General features: G+C 63.0%; 12 protein-coding genes. 11 read left to right on the top strand and 1 reads right to left on the bottom strand.

Features of this window, described 5'->3' with window-relative positions; translation table 11 throughout:
- Positions 1 to 119: 119 nt before the first annotated feature.
- The gene (locus ACODTO_RS28805; RefSeq protein ID WP_139646070.1) at positions 120 to 1,034 is read right to left on the bottom strand and encodes a LysR family transcriptional regulator; all 915 of its coding nucleotides are present in this window, start codon (positions 1,032 to 1,034) and stop codon (positions 120 to 122) included.
- Positions 1,035 to 1,220: 186 nt separating this feature from the next.
- On the opposite strand from ACODTO_RS28805, the gene ACODTO_RS28810 reads away from it, so the two are divergent.
- The 11 genes from ACODTO_RS28810 to ACODTO_RS28860 all read left to right on the top strand — a co-directional run bounded on the left by ACODTO_RS28810 (position 1,221) and on the right by ACODTO_RS28860 (position 14,344).
- A complete protein-coding gene (locus ACODTO_RS28810; protein WP_139646072.1) occupies positions 1,221 to 1,940 on the top strand; it encodes a tellurite resistance TerB family protein in 720 nt (239 codons plus the stop codon).
- A gap of 342 nt (positions 1,941 to 2,282) precedes the next feature.
- Positions 2,283 to 3,905, top strand: a complete 1,623-nt coding sequence (locus ACODTO_RS28815) for a methyl-accepting chemotaxis protein (RefSeq protein WP_489107426.1) — start codon at positions 2,283 to 2,285, stop codon at positions 3,903 to 3,905.
- Entirely contained in the window at positions 3,905 to 4,441 is a 537-nt protein-coding gene (locus ACODTO_RS28820) for a chemotaxis protein CheW (RefSeq protein WP_489107427.1), read from the top strand. The genes ACODTO_RS28815 and ACODTO_RS28820 overlap by 1 nt, the downstream gene beginning before the upstream one ends.
- Entirely contained in the window at positions 4,438 to 5,700 is a 1,263-nt protein-coding gene (locus ACODTO_RS28825; protein WP_489107428.1) for a CheR family methyltransferase, read from the top strand. Before ACODTO_RS28820 ends, ACODTO_RS28825 begins: the two co-directional genes overlap by 4 nt.
- Positions 5,700 to 6,371: a chemotaxis protein CheW gene (locus ACODTO_RS28830; protein WP_489107430.1), complete on the top strand. Its 672-nt coding sequence runs from the start codon at positions 5,700 to 5,702 to the stop codon at positions 6,369 to 6,371. The genes ACODTO_RS28825 and ACODTO_RS28830 overlap by 1 nt, the downstream gene beginning before the upstream one ends.
- On the top strand, positions 6,368 to 8,620 hold the full coding sequence (locus ACODTO_RS28835; protein WP_489107429.1) for a hybrid sensor histidine kinase/response regulator: 2,253 nt from the start codon (positions 6,368 to 6,370) through the stop codon (positions 8,618 to 8,620). Before ACODTO_RS28830 ends, ACODTO_RS28835 begins: the two co-directional genes overlap by 4 nt.
- Complete coding sequence (locus tag ACODTO_RS28840) at positions 8,617 to 9,627, top strand: chemotaxis response regulator protein-glutamate methylesterase (RefSeq protein WP_139646086.1); 1,011 nt, start codon at positions 8,617 to 8,619, stop codon at positions 9,625 to 9,627. Before ACODTO_RS28835 ends, ACODTO_RS28840 begins: the two co-directional genes overlap by 4 nt.
- A gap of 45 nt (positions 9,628 to 9,672) precedes the next feature.
- The gene (locus ACODTO_RS28845; protein ID WP_175361635.1) at positions 9,673 to 10,674 is read left to right on the top strand and encodes a response regulator; all 1,002 of its coding nucleotides are present in this window, start codon (positions 9,673 to 9,675) and stop codon (positions 10,672 to 10,674) included.
- Between the two features lie 144 nt (positions 10,675 to 10,818).
- Positions 10,819 to 11,914, top strand: a protein-coding gene (prfB, locus tag ACODTO_RS28850; protein WP_139646090.1) for a peptide chain release factor 2 whose coding sequence is annotated in 2 segments (ribosomal slippage) — positions 10,819 to 10,890 and positions 10,892 to 11,914 — 1,095 coding nt in all. Because the reading frame shifts where the segments join, the coding sequence is not laid out codon by codon here.
- Positions 11,915 to 12,021: 107 nt separating this feature from the next.
- Positions 12,022 to 13,524, top strand: a complete 1,503-nt coding sequence (gene lysS / locus ACODTO_RS28855) for a lysine--tRNA ligase (protein WP_139646092.1) — start codon at positions 12,022 to 12,024, stop codon at positions 13,522 to 13,524.
- 115 nt (positions 13,525 to 13,639) lie between these two features.
- Positions 13,640 to 14,344 (top strand): TetR/AcrR family transcriptional regulator, encoded by a 705-nt coding sequence (locus tag ACODTO_RS28860; protein ID WP_217505338.1) that lies wholly within the window; start codon positions 13,640 to 13,642, stop codon positions 14,342 to 14,344.
- Positions 14,345 to 14,390 lie beyond the last annotated feature (46 nt).

Here is a 14,390-nt window from a genome sequence, read left to right on the forward strand (position 1 = left end):
GCTTTAATGACACTCCGCCATCGCGAGCAGGCTCGCTCCCACAGGGATCGTGGTGATGCCGCAAGACTAGTGCGCGGCCTCCGGGTCGACAAATTCTAAATACTCAAGTCTGCATTCGATTAAATAGATGGCTTGCGTCCGCCCTGGGGTTGCTCCCGGGCGACGGTCAGGAATGGATCGACCAGCGCCGGTCGTGACGTGCCGCGGCGCCAGGCCAGCCCGACGTCGAGGGTCTGGTTGAGGTCGGCGATCGGACGCGCTTCGATGATGTCGCCCTCCAGTGACCAAGGGCGGTACGTCATGTCCGGTTGGATCGACACCCCCAGTCCCGCCGCTACCAGGCTGCGTACCGCTTCGGTCGAGGCGGTGCGCAACGTGATCTTCGGTTGCAGGCCTGCGCCACGCCACAGGCGCTGGGCGTTGCGCTCCATCTCATCGACGTTCAGTTGGATCAACGGCTCGCAGGCGACATCCGTCAAGTTGATGCTGTCGTGCTCCAGCAGCGGGTGCTGCGCCGGTAGCCACAAGCGGTGCGGAGAGTGGGTCAGTACTTCGGTCTGCAAGGCATGGCGGTCTTCGAGGTTGGACAGGATGAGCACGCCGACGTCGATTTCACCGCTGACCAGCAGATGTTCGATATAGGGCCGTTCGTCTTCCATCACGCGGATCACCACATTCGGGTAGGCACGTTGGAAGCGGGTCAGCAGATCGGCCAGGTAATAGCCGGCGACCAGGCTGGTCACTCCGACGGTCAGATGGCCGGCTACCTGGTCGGTGCTTTGCTGCAGGCTGCGCTTGGCGTTGTCGACGGTGGCGAGGATCAGGTGGGCCTGGCGCAGGAACTGATGGCCCTGATGGGTCAGGGTCATGCCCTTGGCGTGGCGGTTGAACAGGCTGACACCGATCTCCTGTTCCAGTTGCTGGATGGCCAGGGTCAGGGTGGACTGGGAAATGAACGCGGCTTGCGCAGCGGCGGAAATCGAGCCGGTCTCGGCTACGGCGATGAAATGGCGGATCTGACGCAGGGTCATCATGGGCGAATACCCGGTGGGCTGTTTTTATCGATGTTCTGCAGTGTATATCGTTTTTTCTGAAGGGTTGCCGAAGCGTTCTGAGAGGCGAGCAACATCTCGAAGCACTCTCGTCGCCGACTTCGGGCACTTTCGATTTAGGCTGGTGGCCTTGCGAATCCGGTTACCCGAACACGTGGAGGCAGCGAAATGAACACCCGTGGACTACTCGATCAGTTACTCAGGTCCGGCCAGGACCTGTTGCAGAACAAGGCGGGCGGCGCGCAGAACAAGCCGGCCGGTGGGCTTGGTGACCTGCTGGGGGGCAAGGCCGGGTCGGGCGGGCTTGGCGGCCTCCTTTCCGGTGCCGGCGGCGGTGCATTGGCGGCGGGTGCCATGGGGTTGCTGCTGGGTAACAAGCGAGTCCGCAAGACCGGCGGCAAGGTTGCGCTCTACGGCGGTCTCGCCGCGCTGGGCGTGATCGCATACAAGGCCTACGGCAACTGGCAGGCACAGCAGGGCCGCGCGCCGCAAACGGAACCCCAGACCCTGGACCGCATCCCTCCGGCACAGGTCGAGCAGCACAGCCAGGCCATCCTCAAGGCTTTGGTGGCGGCGGCCAAGGCCGACGGTCATGTGGATGAGCGTGAGCGGCAGTTGATCGAAGGCGAATTCACCAAGCTCGACAGTGACCAGGAACTGCGGCACTGGCTACATGCCGAGCTCAACAAGCCCCTGGACCCCACCGACGTCGCCCGCGCCGCCGGCACCCCGGAAATGGCCGCGGAAATGTACATCGCCAGTGTGATGCTGGTGGACGAAGAGAACTTCATGGAAAAGTCCTACCTCGATGAGCTGGCGCGGCAGCTCAAGCTGGAGCCTGGGTTGAAGGTCGAGCTGGAGAATCAGGTGCGACGGGCTGCCTTGTAGATAACGCCTGACAAACACCATTCTCCTGTGGGAGCACAAACCTGTGGGAGCAAAGCTTGCTCGCGATAACGACAGAACAGTCAACATTGCTGCTGACTGACTTACCGCAATCGCGAGCAAGCTTTGCTCCCACAGGTTTCAAGCTTTGCTCCCATAGGTTTGTGGCTTAACTGACTGGCATCAGGGCTTGCCCGCGATGGCGGCGGCACATTCAATACAGGTGCACGCTGACCCACCGCTTTCGCGAGCAAGCCCGCTTCCACAGTGGTGGCATCCAACATCAGCACAACACGCCCCTCGGCTATACTCCCCAGCATTTCGAAGTCTCCCCGAGGTTTTACTGTGAAGAACTGGACGTTGCGCCAACGCATCCTGGCGAGTTTTGCGGTGATCATCGCCATCATGCTGCTGATGGTGGTTGTCTCGTATTCGCGGTTGTTGAAGATCCAGGACGGTGAAGAGCGGGTACGTGCCGATGCAGTGCCTGGGGTGTATTACAGTTCCATGATCCGCGGGGGCTGGGTCGACAGCTACGTCCTGACCCAACAGATCGTCGGCCTCTCGGGCAACCGGGAAATCACCGCCGAGGACAAGGCCCGCTACCAAGGCTTCGAGCAGCATCTGCGTGAAGAAATACAAAACTACCAAAAGCTGATCCAGAACCCGGCCGACCAAGCGTCTTTCGACGAGTTCGAGACCAATCACCAGGCATTCAACCTGGCGATGGCGAAAGTCCTCGACCTCTATCAGCGCAAGGATTACGAAGGTGCGCGGCGGGCACTGGACACAGAGCTGACGGCCGCCTGGATCGGCGGACGGACGCATCTGAATCACATCATCGAACGCAACCGTGAACTGGCGGAGCAGGCCACCGGGACCATAGACAAAGCGGTCTCGGCCGCCAAGGTCGCCATGGGCCTGTCGTTTATCGTCGCGATGGTCGTTGCGGTTCTCTGCGGCCTGCTGTTGATGCGCGCAATCATGGCGCCGATGAACCGCATCGTGGAAATTCTCGAGGTCATGCGCAGCGGCGATTTGAGCGGACGCCTGAACCTGGCGCGCAAAGACGAGTTCGGTGCGGTGGAAACCGGTTTCAACGACATGATGGCCGAGCTGACCTCCCTGGTGTCCCAGGCCCAGCGCTCGTCGGTGCAAGTCACCACCTCGGTGACCGAGATTGCCGCCACCTCTCGCCAGCAACAGGCCACGGCCACGGAAACCGCCGCCACCACCACGGAGATCGGCGCCACCTCTCGCGAGATCGCGGCGACCTCCCGTGACCTGGTGCGCACCATGACCGAAGTCTCCGCCGCCGCCGACCAGGCCTCGGTGGCCGCCGGTTCCGGTCAGCAAGGTCTGGCGCGCATGGAAGAAACCATGCATTCGGTGATGGGCGCCGCCGACCTGGTGAATGCCAAGCTGGCGATCCTCAACGAGAAGGCCGGCAACATCAACCAGGTGGTGGTCACCATCGTCAAGGTGGCCGACCAGACCAACCTGCTGTCCCTCAACGCTGCCATCGAAGCGGAAAAGGCCGGCGAGTACGGTCGCGGCTTCGCCGTGGTCGCCACCGAGGTACGCCGCCTGGCCGACCAGACGGCGGTAGCCACCTATGACATCGAACAGATGGTGCGCGAAATCCAGTCCGCCGTGTCCGCTGGTGTGATGGGTATGGACAAGTTCTCCGAAGAGGTCCGCCGTGGCATGGCCGAGGTGCAGCAGGTCGGCGAGCAGCTGTCGCAGATCATCCATCAGGTCCAGGCGCTGGCGCCGCGGGTGCTGATGGTCAACGAGGGCATGCAGACCCAGGCCACCGGTGCCGAACAGATCAATCACGCCCTGGTTCAACTGGGCGATGCCAGCAGCCAGACCGTGGAGTCCTTGCGTCAGGCCAGTTCTGCCATCGATGAGTTGAGCCAGGTGGCCGTGGGGCTGCGTGGCGGCGTCTCGCGATTCAAAGTCTGATGAGCGAGTTCGAGGCCAGGCGTGGCGCCGCGTCGGCGACCCGTCAAACCTTGTTCCTGATGTTTAGCATCGGCAACGAGCGCTATGCCCTGCAGGCTACCGACGTGGTGGAAGTGCTGCCACGCCTGCCTCTCAAACCGATCGCCCGGGCACCCGCCTGGGTGGCGGGTGTGTTCGCCTGGCGCGGGACAGTGGTGCCGGTGATCGACCTGTGCAGCCTGGCCTTCGGCCAACGCGCCGAGGCCCGTACCAGTACGCGGCTGGTGCTGGTGCATTACCGGCCCGACGAGCAATTGCCGGGGCAGGTGCTGGGTTTGATCCTGGAGCAGGCCACCGACACGTTGCGCTGCGATCCGCTGGAGTTCCAGCCTTATGGCCTGGATAACCGACAGGCGCCGTACCTGGGCCCGGTGCGCGAAGATGCCCAGGGCTTGCTGCAATGGGTGCGGGTCAATGACCTGCTCGATGAAGCGGTCCGTGCCGTGCTGTTTCCCACGCCACCGTTGAGTCTCGATGGCCTTGAGGCACAGCCATGAACAGCGACCAGCGTTTTTTCGACTTCCTCAAGGAGCGCATCGGTCTGGATGTCACCTCCGTCGGCACCGCCATCATCGAGCGGGCCGTGCGCCAGCGCATCATCGCCGTACCTGGACGAACCTCCGATGAGTATTGGCAAAGCCTGCAGGCATCGACCCAGGAGCAGCAAGCGCTGATCGAAGCGGTGATTGTCCCGGAGACCTGGTTCTTTCGCTATCCGGAGTCCTTCGCGACCCTCGCCCGACTGGCTGTCAAGCGCCTGGCCGAAATCAGGCACTTGCGCGCCCTGCGTATTCTCAGTTTGCCGTGCTCCACCGGCGAAGAACCTTATTCAATCGCCATGGCCTTGCTCGATGCGGGCCTGGAGCCTCATCAATTCAAGGTCGACGGGCTGGACGTCAGCCCCCTGTCGATAGAGCGAGCCAGAGGCGCGCGTTTTGGCAGGAATTCGTTCAGGGGGGCGGACCTCGGTTTTCGCGAGCGCCATTTCACCCTCGACGGGGAGGGCTACTGCCTCAGCGAACGGGTCCGCGAACAGGTACGCCTGCAAGTGGGCAACCTACTGGATCCGGCACTGCTGGCGAACGAAACACCCTACGATTTTGTGTTCTGCCGCAACTTGTTGATCTATTTCGATCAGCCGACCCAACGGCTGGTGTTCGAGGTGCTCAAGCGCCTGACGCACCAGGACGGCGTACTGTTCATCGGCCCCGCCGAGGGCAGTTTGCTCGGGCGGCTGGGCATGCGCTCGATCGGGGCCGCCCAGTCGTTTGCCTTCAGCCGCCAGGGCGCTCCCGATCCTCAACCGGTGCCAGCCCTGATGCCCACGCCGTTGCCGATTCGCCAGGCACAGCCCCGCGTCGTTCCCCCCGCGGTTCGACCCCGCCCGTTCATGACGAGCGTGACGCCAATCGTCGAACCGAAAAGCAGCGACGCCGCCACCTTGCTGGCCAGCATCGCCGCCCTGGCCAATGGCGGCAAAAGCGCCGAGGCCCGTGTGGCGTGCGAGCAATACTTGCGTGACCACACGCCCAACGCCCAGGTGTTCTATTGGCTGGGCCTGCTCAGCGACATGGCCGGCAGTGCGCTCGAAGCCCAGGGCTTTTATCGCAAGGCACTTTATCTTGAGCCGCAGCACGCCGAGGCCCTGGTGCATCTGGCAGCGCTGCTGGCTTCCCAGGGAGACGCGGCCGGAGCCCGTCGATTGCAGGAACGCGCCGCCCGTAGCGGACGCGCGGCTGACAGTGAGCGTAAATGATGAGCGGTTCGGCTTTCCATAACGTCATCCATGACGATGCCCAGGCAATCGACGACTGCTGGAACCGTATCGGCGTGCATGGCGACAAATCCTGCCCGTTGCTGACCGAGCATATCCACTGCCACAACTGCTCGGTGTATTCGGCCGCGGCCACCCGCTTGCTGGACCGCTATGCCTTGCAGCAGGACGACCGGGACCTGGTCCATGCGCCGGTGGACGTCGATGTGGTGACGCGCTCGCTGCTGATGTTCCGCCTGGGCGAAGAGTGGTTGGCCCTGACCACCCGCAGCCTGGTGGAAGTGGCGCCGTTGCAAGCGATCCATTCGTTGCCGCACCAGCGTTCCCGTGCATTGCTGGGGGTGGCAAATGTGCGCGGGGCGCTGGTGGCCTGCCTGTCGCTGGTCGAGCTGCTGGGACTGGAGCCCGGCCCGACAACGGCCGCCTTCGGGCGGGTCATGCCGCGCATGTTGATCGTAGCCGCCCAGGGCGGGCCCGTGGTGGTGCCGGTGGACGAGGTGGATGGCATTCATGCCATCGACGAACGCATCCTGGCGACTGCTTCGCAGTCCGGCGGCAAGTACACCCGTGGTGTATTGCATTACAAGGGCCGCAGCCTGCGTTGGCTGGATGAGGAACAGCTGCTGTCCGCCGTGACCCGGAGCCTGTCATGACCCCCGATCAGATGCGCGACGCCTCGTTGCTGGAACTGTTCAGCCTGGAGGCCGACGCCCAGACCCAGGTACTGAGCGCTGGCCTGCTGGCCTTGGAGCGTGACCCGACCCAGGCTGACTGTCTCGAATCGTGCATGCGCGCCGCCCATTCCCTCAAGGGGGCGGCGCGGATCGTCGGCGTGGACGCCGGGGTCAGCGTGGCTCATGTCATGGAGGATTGCCTGGTGAGTGCCCAGGAGCGTCGCCTGGTCCTGAGCGCCGAACACATCGACGCCTTGTTGCAAGGAACCGACCTGTTGACGCGCATCGCCACGCCGGGCAACAACGTCGGCACGACGGACGTCGACGGCTACGTGGCACTGATGGGGCGCTTGCTGGATCCCGCCGCGCTGCCGGCACCGGTCGCGACGCCGCCGATGATCGAGATACCCGCCGAGCCGGTAGCCGTCGAACCGCCGGAGCCGGTCGCGCCGGCGCGCCCCAAGGGCAAGCGGGTCACCGAAGGCGGCGAGCGGGTGCTGCGGGTCACTGCAGAACGGCTCAACAGCCTGTTGGATCTGTCGAGCAAATCCCTGGTAGAGACCCAGCGCCTCAAGCCCTGGCTGGCAACGATGCAACGGCTCAAGCGCCAACAGAGCAATGGTTTGCGCGCCCTGGAAGAATTGAACGTCCACCTCAAGGACCACGCCTTGAGCCTGCAGGCCCAGGAAGCGCTCGGCGATGCCCGCCGCCTGCTCGCCGAGACCCAGCAGTTGCTGGCGCAGAAAACCGCCGAGCTGGACGAGTTCGCCTGGCAGGCCAGCCAACGGGCGCAGGTGCTGTACGACACGGCACTGGCCTGTCGCATGCGGCCGTTCGCGGATGTGCTGTCGGGCCAGGCGCGGATGGTACGGGACCTGGGGCGTAGCCTGGGCAAACAGGTGCGCCTGGAGATCGAGGGCGAGAAAACTCAGGTCGACCGAGATGTGCTGGAAAAACTCGAAGCGCCGCTGACCCATCTGCTGCGCAACGCCGTGGACCATGGCATCGAGTCCCCGGAGCAACGGCTGCTGGCCGGCAAGCCCGCCGAGGGCTTGATCCGCCTGCGCGCGTCCCATCAGGCCGGCCTGTTGGTGCTGGAGTTGGCGGACGATGGCGCGGGCGTGGACCTCGAGCGTGTGCGGCGCAGTGTCGTCGAGCGCGGGCTGTCTCCCGAACAGACCGCCGCCAGCCTGAGTGAAGAGGAGCTGCTGACGTTCCTGTTCCTGCCGGGCTTCAGCCTGCGGGACACGGTCACCGAAGTGTCCGGGCGCGGTGTCGGCCTGGATGCGGTCCAGCACATGGTCCGGCAATTGCGCGGCGCGGTGACATTGGAGCAGACGGCGGGTGAAGGCAGTCGCTTCCACCTCGAGGTGCCGCTGACGCTTTCGGTGGTCCGCAGCCTGGTGGTAGCCGTCGGCGATGAGGCCTATGCCTTTCCCCTGGCTCATATCGAGCGCATGTGCGACCTGGCGCCGGAGGACATCGTGCAGGTCGAGGGGCGCCAGCACTTCTGGCACGAAGGCCGGCATGTCGGGCTGGTCGCGGCCAGCCAGTTGCTCAATCGTCCGGCAACCCAGGACAGTGGCCAGAACCTCAAGGTGGTGGTCATTCGCGAGCGCGAGGCCATTTACGGCGTGGCGGTGGAGCGCTTCATCGGCGAAAGGACCCTGGTGGTCCTGCCGCTGGACGAACGCTTGGGCAAGGTCCAGGACATTTCCGCCGGGGCCTTGCTGGACGACGGCTCAGTGGTGTTGATTGTCGACGTCGAAGACCTGCTGCGCTCGGTGGACAAGCTGCTCGATACCGGACGCCTGGAGCGCATCGCCCGCCAGAACCAGGCCCAGGCTCCGCGCAAACGGATCCTGGTGGTGGATGACTCCCTGACCGTGCGTGAATTGCAACGCAAACTGCTGCTCAATCGGGGTTATGACGTGGCGGTGGCGGTAGACGGCATGGATGGTTGGAACGCGTTGCGTTCGGAGGATTTCGACTTGTTGATCACAGACATCGACATGCCGCGCATGGACGGTATCGAACTGGTGTCGCTGTTGCGTCGCGACAACCGCTTGCAGTCGTTGCCGGTGATGGTGGTGTCCTACAAGGACCGTGAAGAAGATCGCCGCCGTGGCCTGGACGCCGGAGCCGACTATTATCTGGCGAAGGCGAGTTTCCATGACGACGCCTTGCTCGACGCTGTGGTCGAACTCATCGGAGGAGCTCGCGCTTGAAAATCGCCATCGTCAATGACATGCCCCTGGCGGTCGAGGCCCTGCGTCGCGCGCTGGCGTTCGAGCCAGCGCATCAGTTGGTCTGGGTCGCCGCCAACGGGGCCGAAGCGGTGCAGCGCTGTGCCGAGTACACCCCGGACCTGATCCTCATGGACCTGTTCATGCCGATCATGGATGGCGTGGAGGCCACCCGGCGGATCATGGCCGAAACGCCATGCGCCATCGTGATCGTCACCGGTGACAGCCAGCAGAACGTCCATCGAGTGTTCGAAGCCATGGGCCATGGCGCACTGGACGTGGTCGATACGCCGGCCTTGGGCGTGGGGCATCCCGAGGACGCGGCGGCACCGTTGTTGCGCAAGATCACCAACATCGGCTGGCTGATCGGCGAACGTGCCAGCCGTGAGCGTGCCACGCCGGCTGCGCCGCGTCCCGCCGCGTCGCGGAAAAGCCTGGTGGCCATCGGCTCGTCGGCCGGCGGGCCGGCCGCGCTGGAGGTTCTGCTCAAAGGCCTGCCGCTGCACTTCGCCCCGGCCATTGTGCTGGTCCAACATGTGGATGAGGTGTTCGCCGCGGGCATGGCCGAATGGCTGAGCAGTGCGTCGGGGCACAAGGTTCGCCTGGCGCAACACGGCGAACAGCCGCAAAATGGCACGGTGTTGCTCGCCGGCACCAACCATCATTTACGTCTGTTGAAGGACGGCACCCTGGCCTACACGGCCGAACCGGTCAACGAGATCTATCGGCCCTCCATCGACGTGTTCTTTGAAAGCGTCGCGAGCTTCTGGAACGGCGACGCGGTGGGCATTTTGCTCACCGGCATGGGCCGCGACGGTGCACAGGGGCTTAAACTCATGCGCCAGCAGGGCTATGTGACCATTGCCCAGGACCAGCGGAGCAGTGCGGTGTATGGCATGCCCAAAGCGGCGGCGGCCATCGATGCGGCTGCGCAGATTCTTGCGCTGGACAACATAGCGCCACGGTTGATAGAGATTTTTTCACGATGACAGCCCTCAGCAGTCCTGGCCAAAGCCGTACTCAGGTGAGCCTCCATGAATGAATTACAGCTCGACGGTTTCAAGAGCGATGAGAATGCCGCCATGGTCTTGCTCGTCGACGATCAGGCGATGATCGGCGAGGCGGTTCGGCGCGGGTTGTCGAATGAAGAGAACATCGATTTCCACTTCTGCTCCGACCCTCACCAGGCCATCGCCCATGCGATTCGCATCAAGCCGACGGTGATTCTCCAGGACCTGGTGATGCCCGGCCTCGACGGCCTGAGCCTGGTGCGCGAATACCGTAACCATCCGGCCACCCGCGATATTCCGATCATCGTCCTGTCCACCAAGGAAGACCCGTTGGTCAAGAGTGCGGCGTTTGCCGCCGGCGCCAACGATTACCTGGTCAAGTTGCCGGACAACATCGAGCTGGTGGCGCGTATCCGCTATCACTCGCGGTCCTACACGATGCTGTTGCAGCGCGACGCGGCCTACCGCGCCCTGCGGGTCAGTCAGCAGCAATTGCTCGACACCAACCTGGTGCTGCAACGGTTGATGAACTCCGATGGCCTGACCGGGTTGTCCAATCGCCGGCACTTCGACGAATACCTGGAACTGGAGTGGCGCAGGGCGATGCGGGACCAGTCCCAGCTGTCGCTGTTGATGATCGACGTGGATTACTTCAAATCCTACAACGACAACTTTGGCCACCTGGAGGGTGACGAAGCCCTGCGCAAGGTCGCCACGGCGATCCGCGAAGCCTGCAGCCGCCCATCCGATCTGCCGGCCCGCTACGGCGGCGAGGAGTTCGCCTTGGTGCTGCCCGGCACCTCGCCTGGCGGCGCCCGGTTGATGGCCGAAAAACTGCGCCAGAGCGTGGTCGCCCTGAAAATTCCCCATACCACGCCTGAAGAGGGGGCGAGCCTGACGGTCAGCGTCGGCGTCTCGACCGTCACCCCGCAACAGGGCAGCGACAGCCGACAACTGATATCAGCGGCGGATAAAGGGTTGTATATGGCCAAGCACAATGGGCGTAACCGGGTGGGCATCGAGTAAATCCCCTCGCCACAGGTCTGTGTTGCCTGTGGGGGGCTGTGTTGAATCTCATTACCCTCCCAAGCCGCCAGGCGGGCTGCCGTCGGCGCTTGATTACGTTATACTCGCCGGCTTTCAAAAGTTCGCCAACGAGTGCTGCCCGCCATGGAAATCAACCCGATCCTTAACACCATCAAGGACCTGTCCGAGCGCTCCGAAACTATTCGGGGGTATCTTTGACTACGATCAAAAGCATGAGCGTCTGACCGAGGTCAACCGCGAGCTTGAAGATCCGAGTGTCTGGAACAAGCCTGAATACGCCCAGGAGCTGGGCCGCGAGCGCTCTGCGCTGGCGCAGATCGTCGAAACCCTGGACGAATTGTCCAGTGGCCTGGCCGATTGCCGCGACCTGCTGGACATGGCTGTAGAAGAAAACGACGAAGGCGCGGTCGGTGACGTGGTCGCCGAGCTGACACGCCTCGACGAGGCCCTGGCCAAGCTGGAATTCCGTCGCATGTTCAGCGGCGAGATGGACATGAACAACGCCTACCTGGACATCCAGGCCGGTTCCGGCGGCACCGAAGCCCAGGACTGGGCCAACATCCTGCTGCGCATGTACCTGCGCTGGGCCGACAAACGCGGTTTCGACGCGACCATCATGGAGCTGTCGGCCGGTGAAGTCGCCGGGATCAAGGGCGCTACCGTGCACATCAAGGGTGAGTACGCCTTTGGCTGGCTGCGTACCGAGATCGGCGTGCACCGCCTGGTGCGCAAGAGTCCGTTCGACTCCGGCAACCGTCGCCACACCTCGTTCTCGGCGGTGTTCGTTTCCCCTGAGATCGATGACAAGGTGGAAATCGAGATCAACCCGGCGGACCTGCGCATCGACACCTACCGCTCCTCGGGCGCCGGTGGTCAGCACGTCAACACCACCGACTCGGCGGTACGGATCACCCACGTACCGACCAACACCGTGGTCAGTTGCCAGAACGAACGCTCCCAGCACGCCAACAAAGACACCGCGATGAAAATGCTCCGGGCCCGCTTGTACGAGCAGGAGATCCAGAAGCGCAACGCGGCATCCCAGGCGCTGGAGGACAGCAAGTCCGACATCGGTTGGGGTCACCAGATCCGTTCCTATGTGCTCGATGCCTCGCGTATCAAGGACCTGCGCACCAACATCGAACGCAGCGACTGCGACAAGGTGCTGGACGGCGATATCGACGAATACCTGGAAGCGAGCCTCAAACAGGGGCTATAACGCGACACCCATGCGGCGGGCGGGCACGCTTTTTCGAAGCGCGGCTCGCCGGCAAACTCCGGCCCCGGGGCCGGGGGCAACGAACCTGTGATGGAATCCTTAAAGACATGAGCGACCTAGAACTCGACCCGCAAGCCCTGCAACAGGAAGAAAACTCCCTGATCGCCCTGCGCAAGGAAAAGCTTGCTGCCGAGCGCAACAAGGGCCAGGCCTTCCCCAACGACTTCCGCCGCGACGCCTACTGCGACGCCCTGCAGAAGAAGTACGCGGACAAGACCAAGGAAGAGCTGGCCGAGGCGGCGATTCCAGTCAAGGTGGCCGGTCGTATCATGCTCGACCGTGGTTCGTTCCTGGTGATCCAGGACATGACCGGTCGCATCCAGGTCTACGTCAACCGCAAGACCCTGCCGGAAGAAACCCTGGCCGCCGTCAAGACCTGGGACCTGGGCGACATCATCGCCGCCGAAGGCACCCTGGCCCGTTCCGGCAAGGGTGACCTGTACGTCGAAATGACCAGCGTGCGCCTGCTGACCAAATCCCTGCGTCCGCTGCCGGACAAGCATCACGGCCTCACCGACACCGAGCAGCGCTACCGCCAGCGCTACGTCGACCTGATCGTCAACGAAGACGTGCGCCAGACATTCCGCGTGCGCTCCCAGGTGATCGCTCACATCCGCAGCTTCCTGATGAAGCGCGACTTCCTGGAAGTCGAGACGCCGATGCTGCAGACCATCCCTGGCGGCGCGGCGGCCAAGCCGTTCGAAACCCACCACAACGCCCTGGACATGGAAATGTTCCTGCGCATCGCGCCGGAGCTGTACCTCAAGCGGCTGGTGGTTGGCGGGTTTGAAAAGGTCTTCGAAATCAACCGCAACTTCCGTAACGAAGGCGTTTCGACCCGGCACAACCCCGAGTTCACCATGCTCGAGTTCTACCAGGCCTACGCCGACTACGAAGACAACATGGACCTGACCGAGGAACTGTTCCGCGAGCTGGCGCAGCTCGTTCTCGGGACTACCGACGTGCCATACGGCGACAAGGTATTCCACTTCGGTGAGCCGTTCGTGCGCCTGTCGGTGTTCGATTCGATCCTCAAGTACAACCCTGAGCTGACCGCCGATGACCTCAACGACATCGAAAAGGCCCGCGCCATCGCCAAGAAGGCTGGTGCCAAGGTGCTCGGCTTCGAGGGCCTGGGCAAGCTGCAGGTGATGATTTTCGAAGAGCTGGTGGAGCACAAGCTGGAGCAGCCGCACTTCATTACCCAATACCCGTTCGAAGTATCGCCGCTGGCTCGTCGCAACGACGAAAACCCGAACGTGACCGACCGCTTCGAGTTGTTCATCGGCGGCCGCGAAATCGCCAACGCCTACTCCGAGCTCAATGACGCCGAGGACCAGGCCGAGCGCTTCATGGCCCAGGTGGCCGACAAGGACGCCGGCGACGACGAAGCCATGCACTACGACGCCGACTTCGTGCGCGCCCTCGAGTACGGCATGCCACCTACGGCCGGCGAAGGCATCGGCATCGATCGCCTGGTGATGTTGCTGACCAACTCACCGTCGATCCGGGACGTGATCCTCTTCCCGCACATGCGGCCTCAAGCGTAAATGTTTTCAATTAAAAAACCGCCTGGAAGGCGGTTTTTTATTGCCTGTCTGGTACAAACGTATCAATTGGTTACTTTTTTGAAATAGCGAGGAAAGACCTGTCGTGAATCGTGCAATGTCTCCAGAAGGTGCAGCGGGCGTCGCCACTGCAGTCGCTGAAAGTGTTCAGTACCAAGGCCGCAAGGCGAGCCGACAGGGCAGTGAGCAGCGTCGCCAGGAGATTCTCGATGCGGCCATGCGCATTGTGGTGCGCGATGGTGTGCGAGCCGTGCGACACCGGGCAGTGGCCGCCGAAGCGGGCGTGCCGTTGTCGGCTACCACGTATTATTTCAAGGACATCGATGACCTGCTCACCGATACCTTCGCCCAATACGTGGAGCGTAGCGCGGCGTTCATGGCCAAGCTGTGGACCAACAACGAAGGCTTGCTGCGGGAAATGGTCGCGTATGGCGATGGCAGTCCCGAATCCCGTTCGCAACTGGCCGATGACATCGCCCGGATGACCGCCGACTACGTGCAGCATCAACTGGACAGCCGCCGCGACTACCTGATGGCCGAGCAGGCCTTCCGCCAGGAAGCGCTGCTCAATCCGCGCCTGGCGGAACTGGTGCGCTCGCACCAACAGATCCTGCTGCACGGCACCTGTCAGTTTTTCCAGGTATTGGGCTCCCGTGAGCCGCAACAGGATGCCAAAGTGTTGACGGCGATTATCGGACGGATGGAATATCAGGGCTTGCTCAATGGCGCCGAGCCGGTCGCCGGTGAAGACATGCTCGGTATTTTGACCCGTTACATGCACCTGGTATTGGCGTCTGTCTGAAACACATGGACCCTTGTGGGGGGGGGGTTTTTTTACCGCCGGGGGG

The organism is Pseudomonas sp. FG13, assembly GCF_057809755.1.

What these genes read in the sequence shown, in the direction of transcription:
- ACODTO_RS28805 (WP_139646070.1), bottom strand. Translation starts at nt 1,034, where the DNA reads ATGATGACCCTGCGTCAGATCCGCCATTTCATCGCCGTAGCCGAGACC.
- ACODTO_RS28810 (WP_139646072.1), top strand. Translation starts at nt 1,221, where the DNA reads ATGAACACCCGTGGACTACTCGATCAGTTACTCAGGTCCGGCCAGGAC.
- ACODTO_RS28820 (WP_489107427.1), top strand. Translation starts at nt 3,905, where the DNA reads ATGAGCGAGTTCGAGGCCAGGCGTGGCGCCGCGTCGGCGACCCGTCAA.
- ACODTO_RS28825 (WP_489107428.1), top strand. Translation starts at nt 4,438, where the DNA reads ATGAACAGCGACCAGCGTTTTTTCGACTTCCTCAAGGAGCGCATCGGT.
- ACODTO_RS28830 (WP_489107430.1), top strand. Translation starts at nt 5,700, where the DNA reads ATGAGCGGTTCGGCTTTCCATAACGTCATCCATGACGATGCCCAGGCA.
- ACODTO_RS28835 (WP_489107429.1), top strand. Translation starts at nt 6,368, where the DNA reads ATGACCCCCGATCAGATGCGCGACGCCTCGTTGCTGGAACTGTTCAGC.
- ACODTO_RS28845 (WP_175361635.1), top strand. Translation starts at nt 9,673, where the DNA reads ATGAATGAATTACAGCTCGACGGTTTCAAGAGCGATGAGAATGCCGCC.
- lysS (WP_139646092.1), top strand. Translation starts at nt 12,022, where the DNA reads ATGAGCGACCTAGAACTCGACCCGCAAGCCCTGCAACAGGAAGAAAAC.
- ACODTO_RS28860 (WP_217505338.1), top strand. Translation starts at nt 13,640, where the DNA reads ATGTCTCCAGAAGGTGCAGCGGGCGTCGCCACTGCAGTCGCTGAAAGT.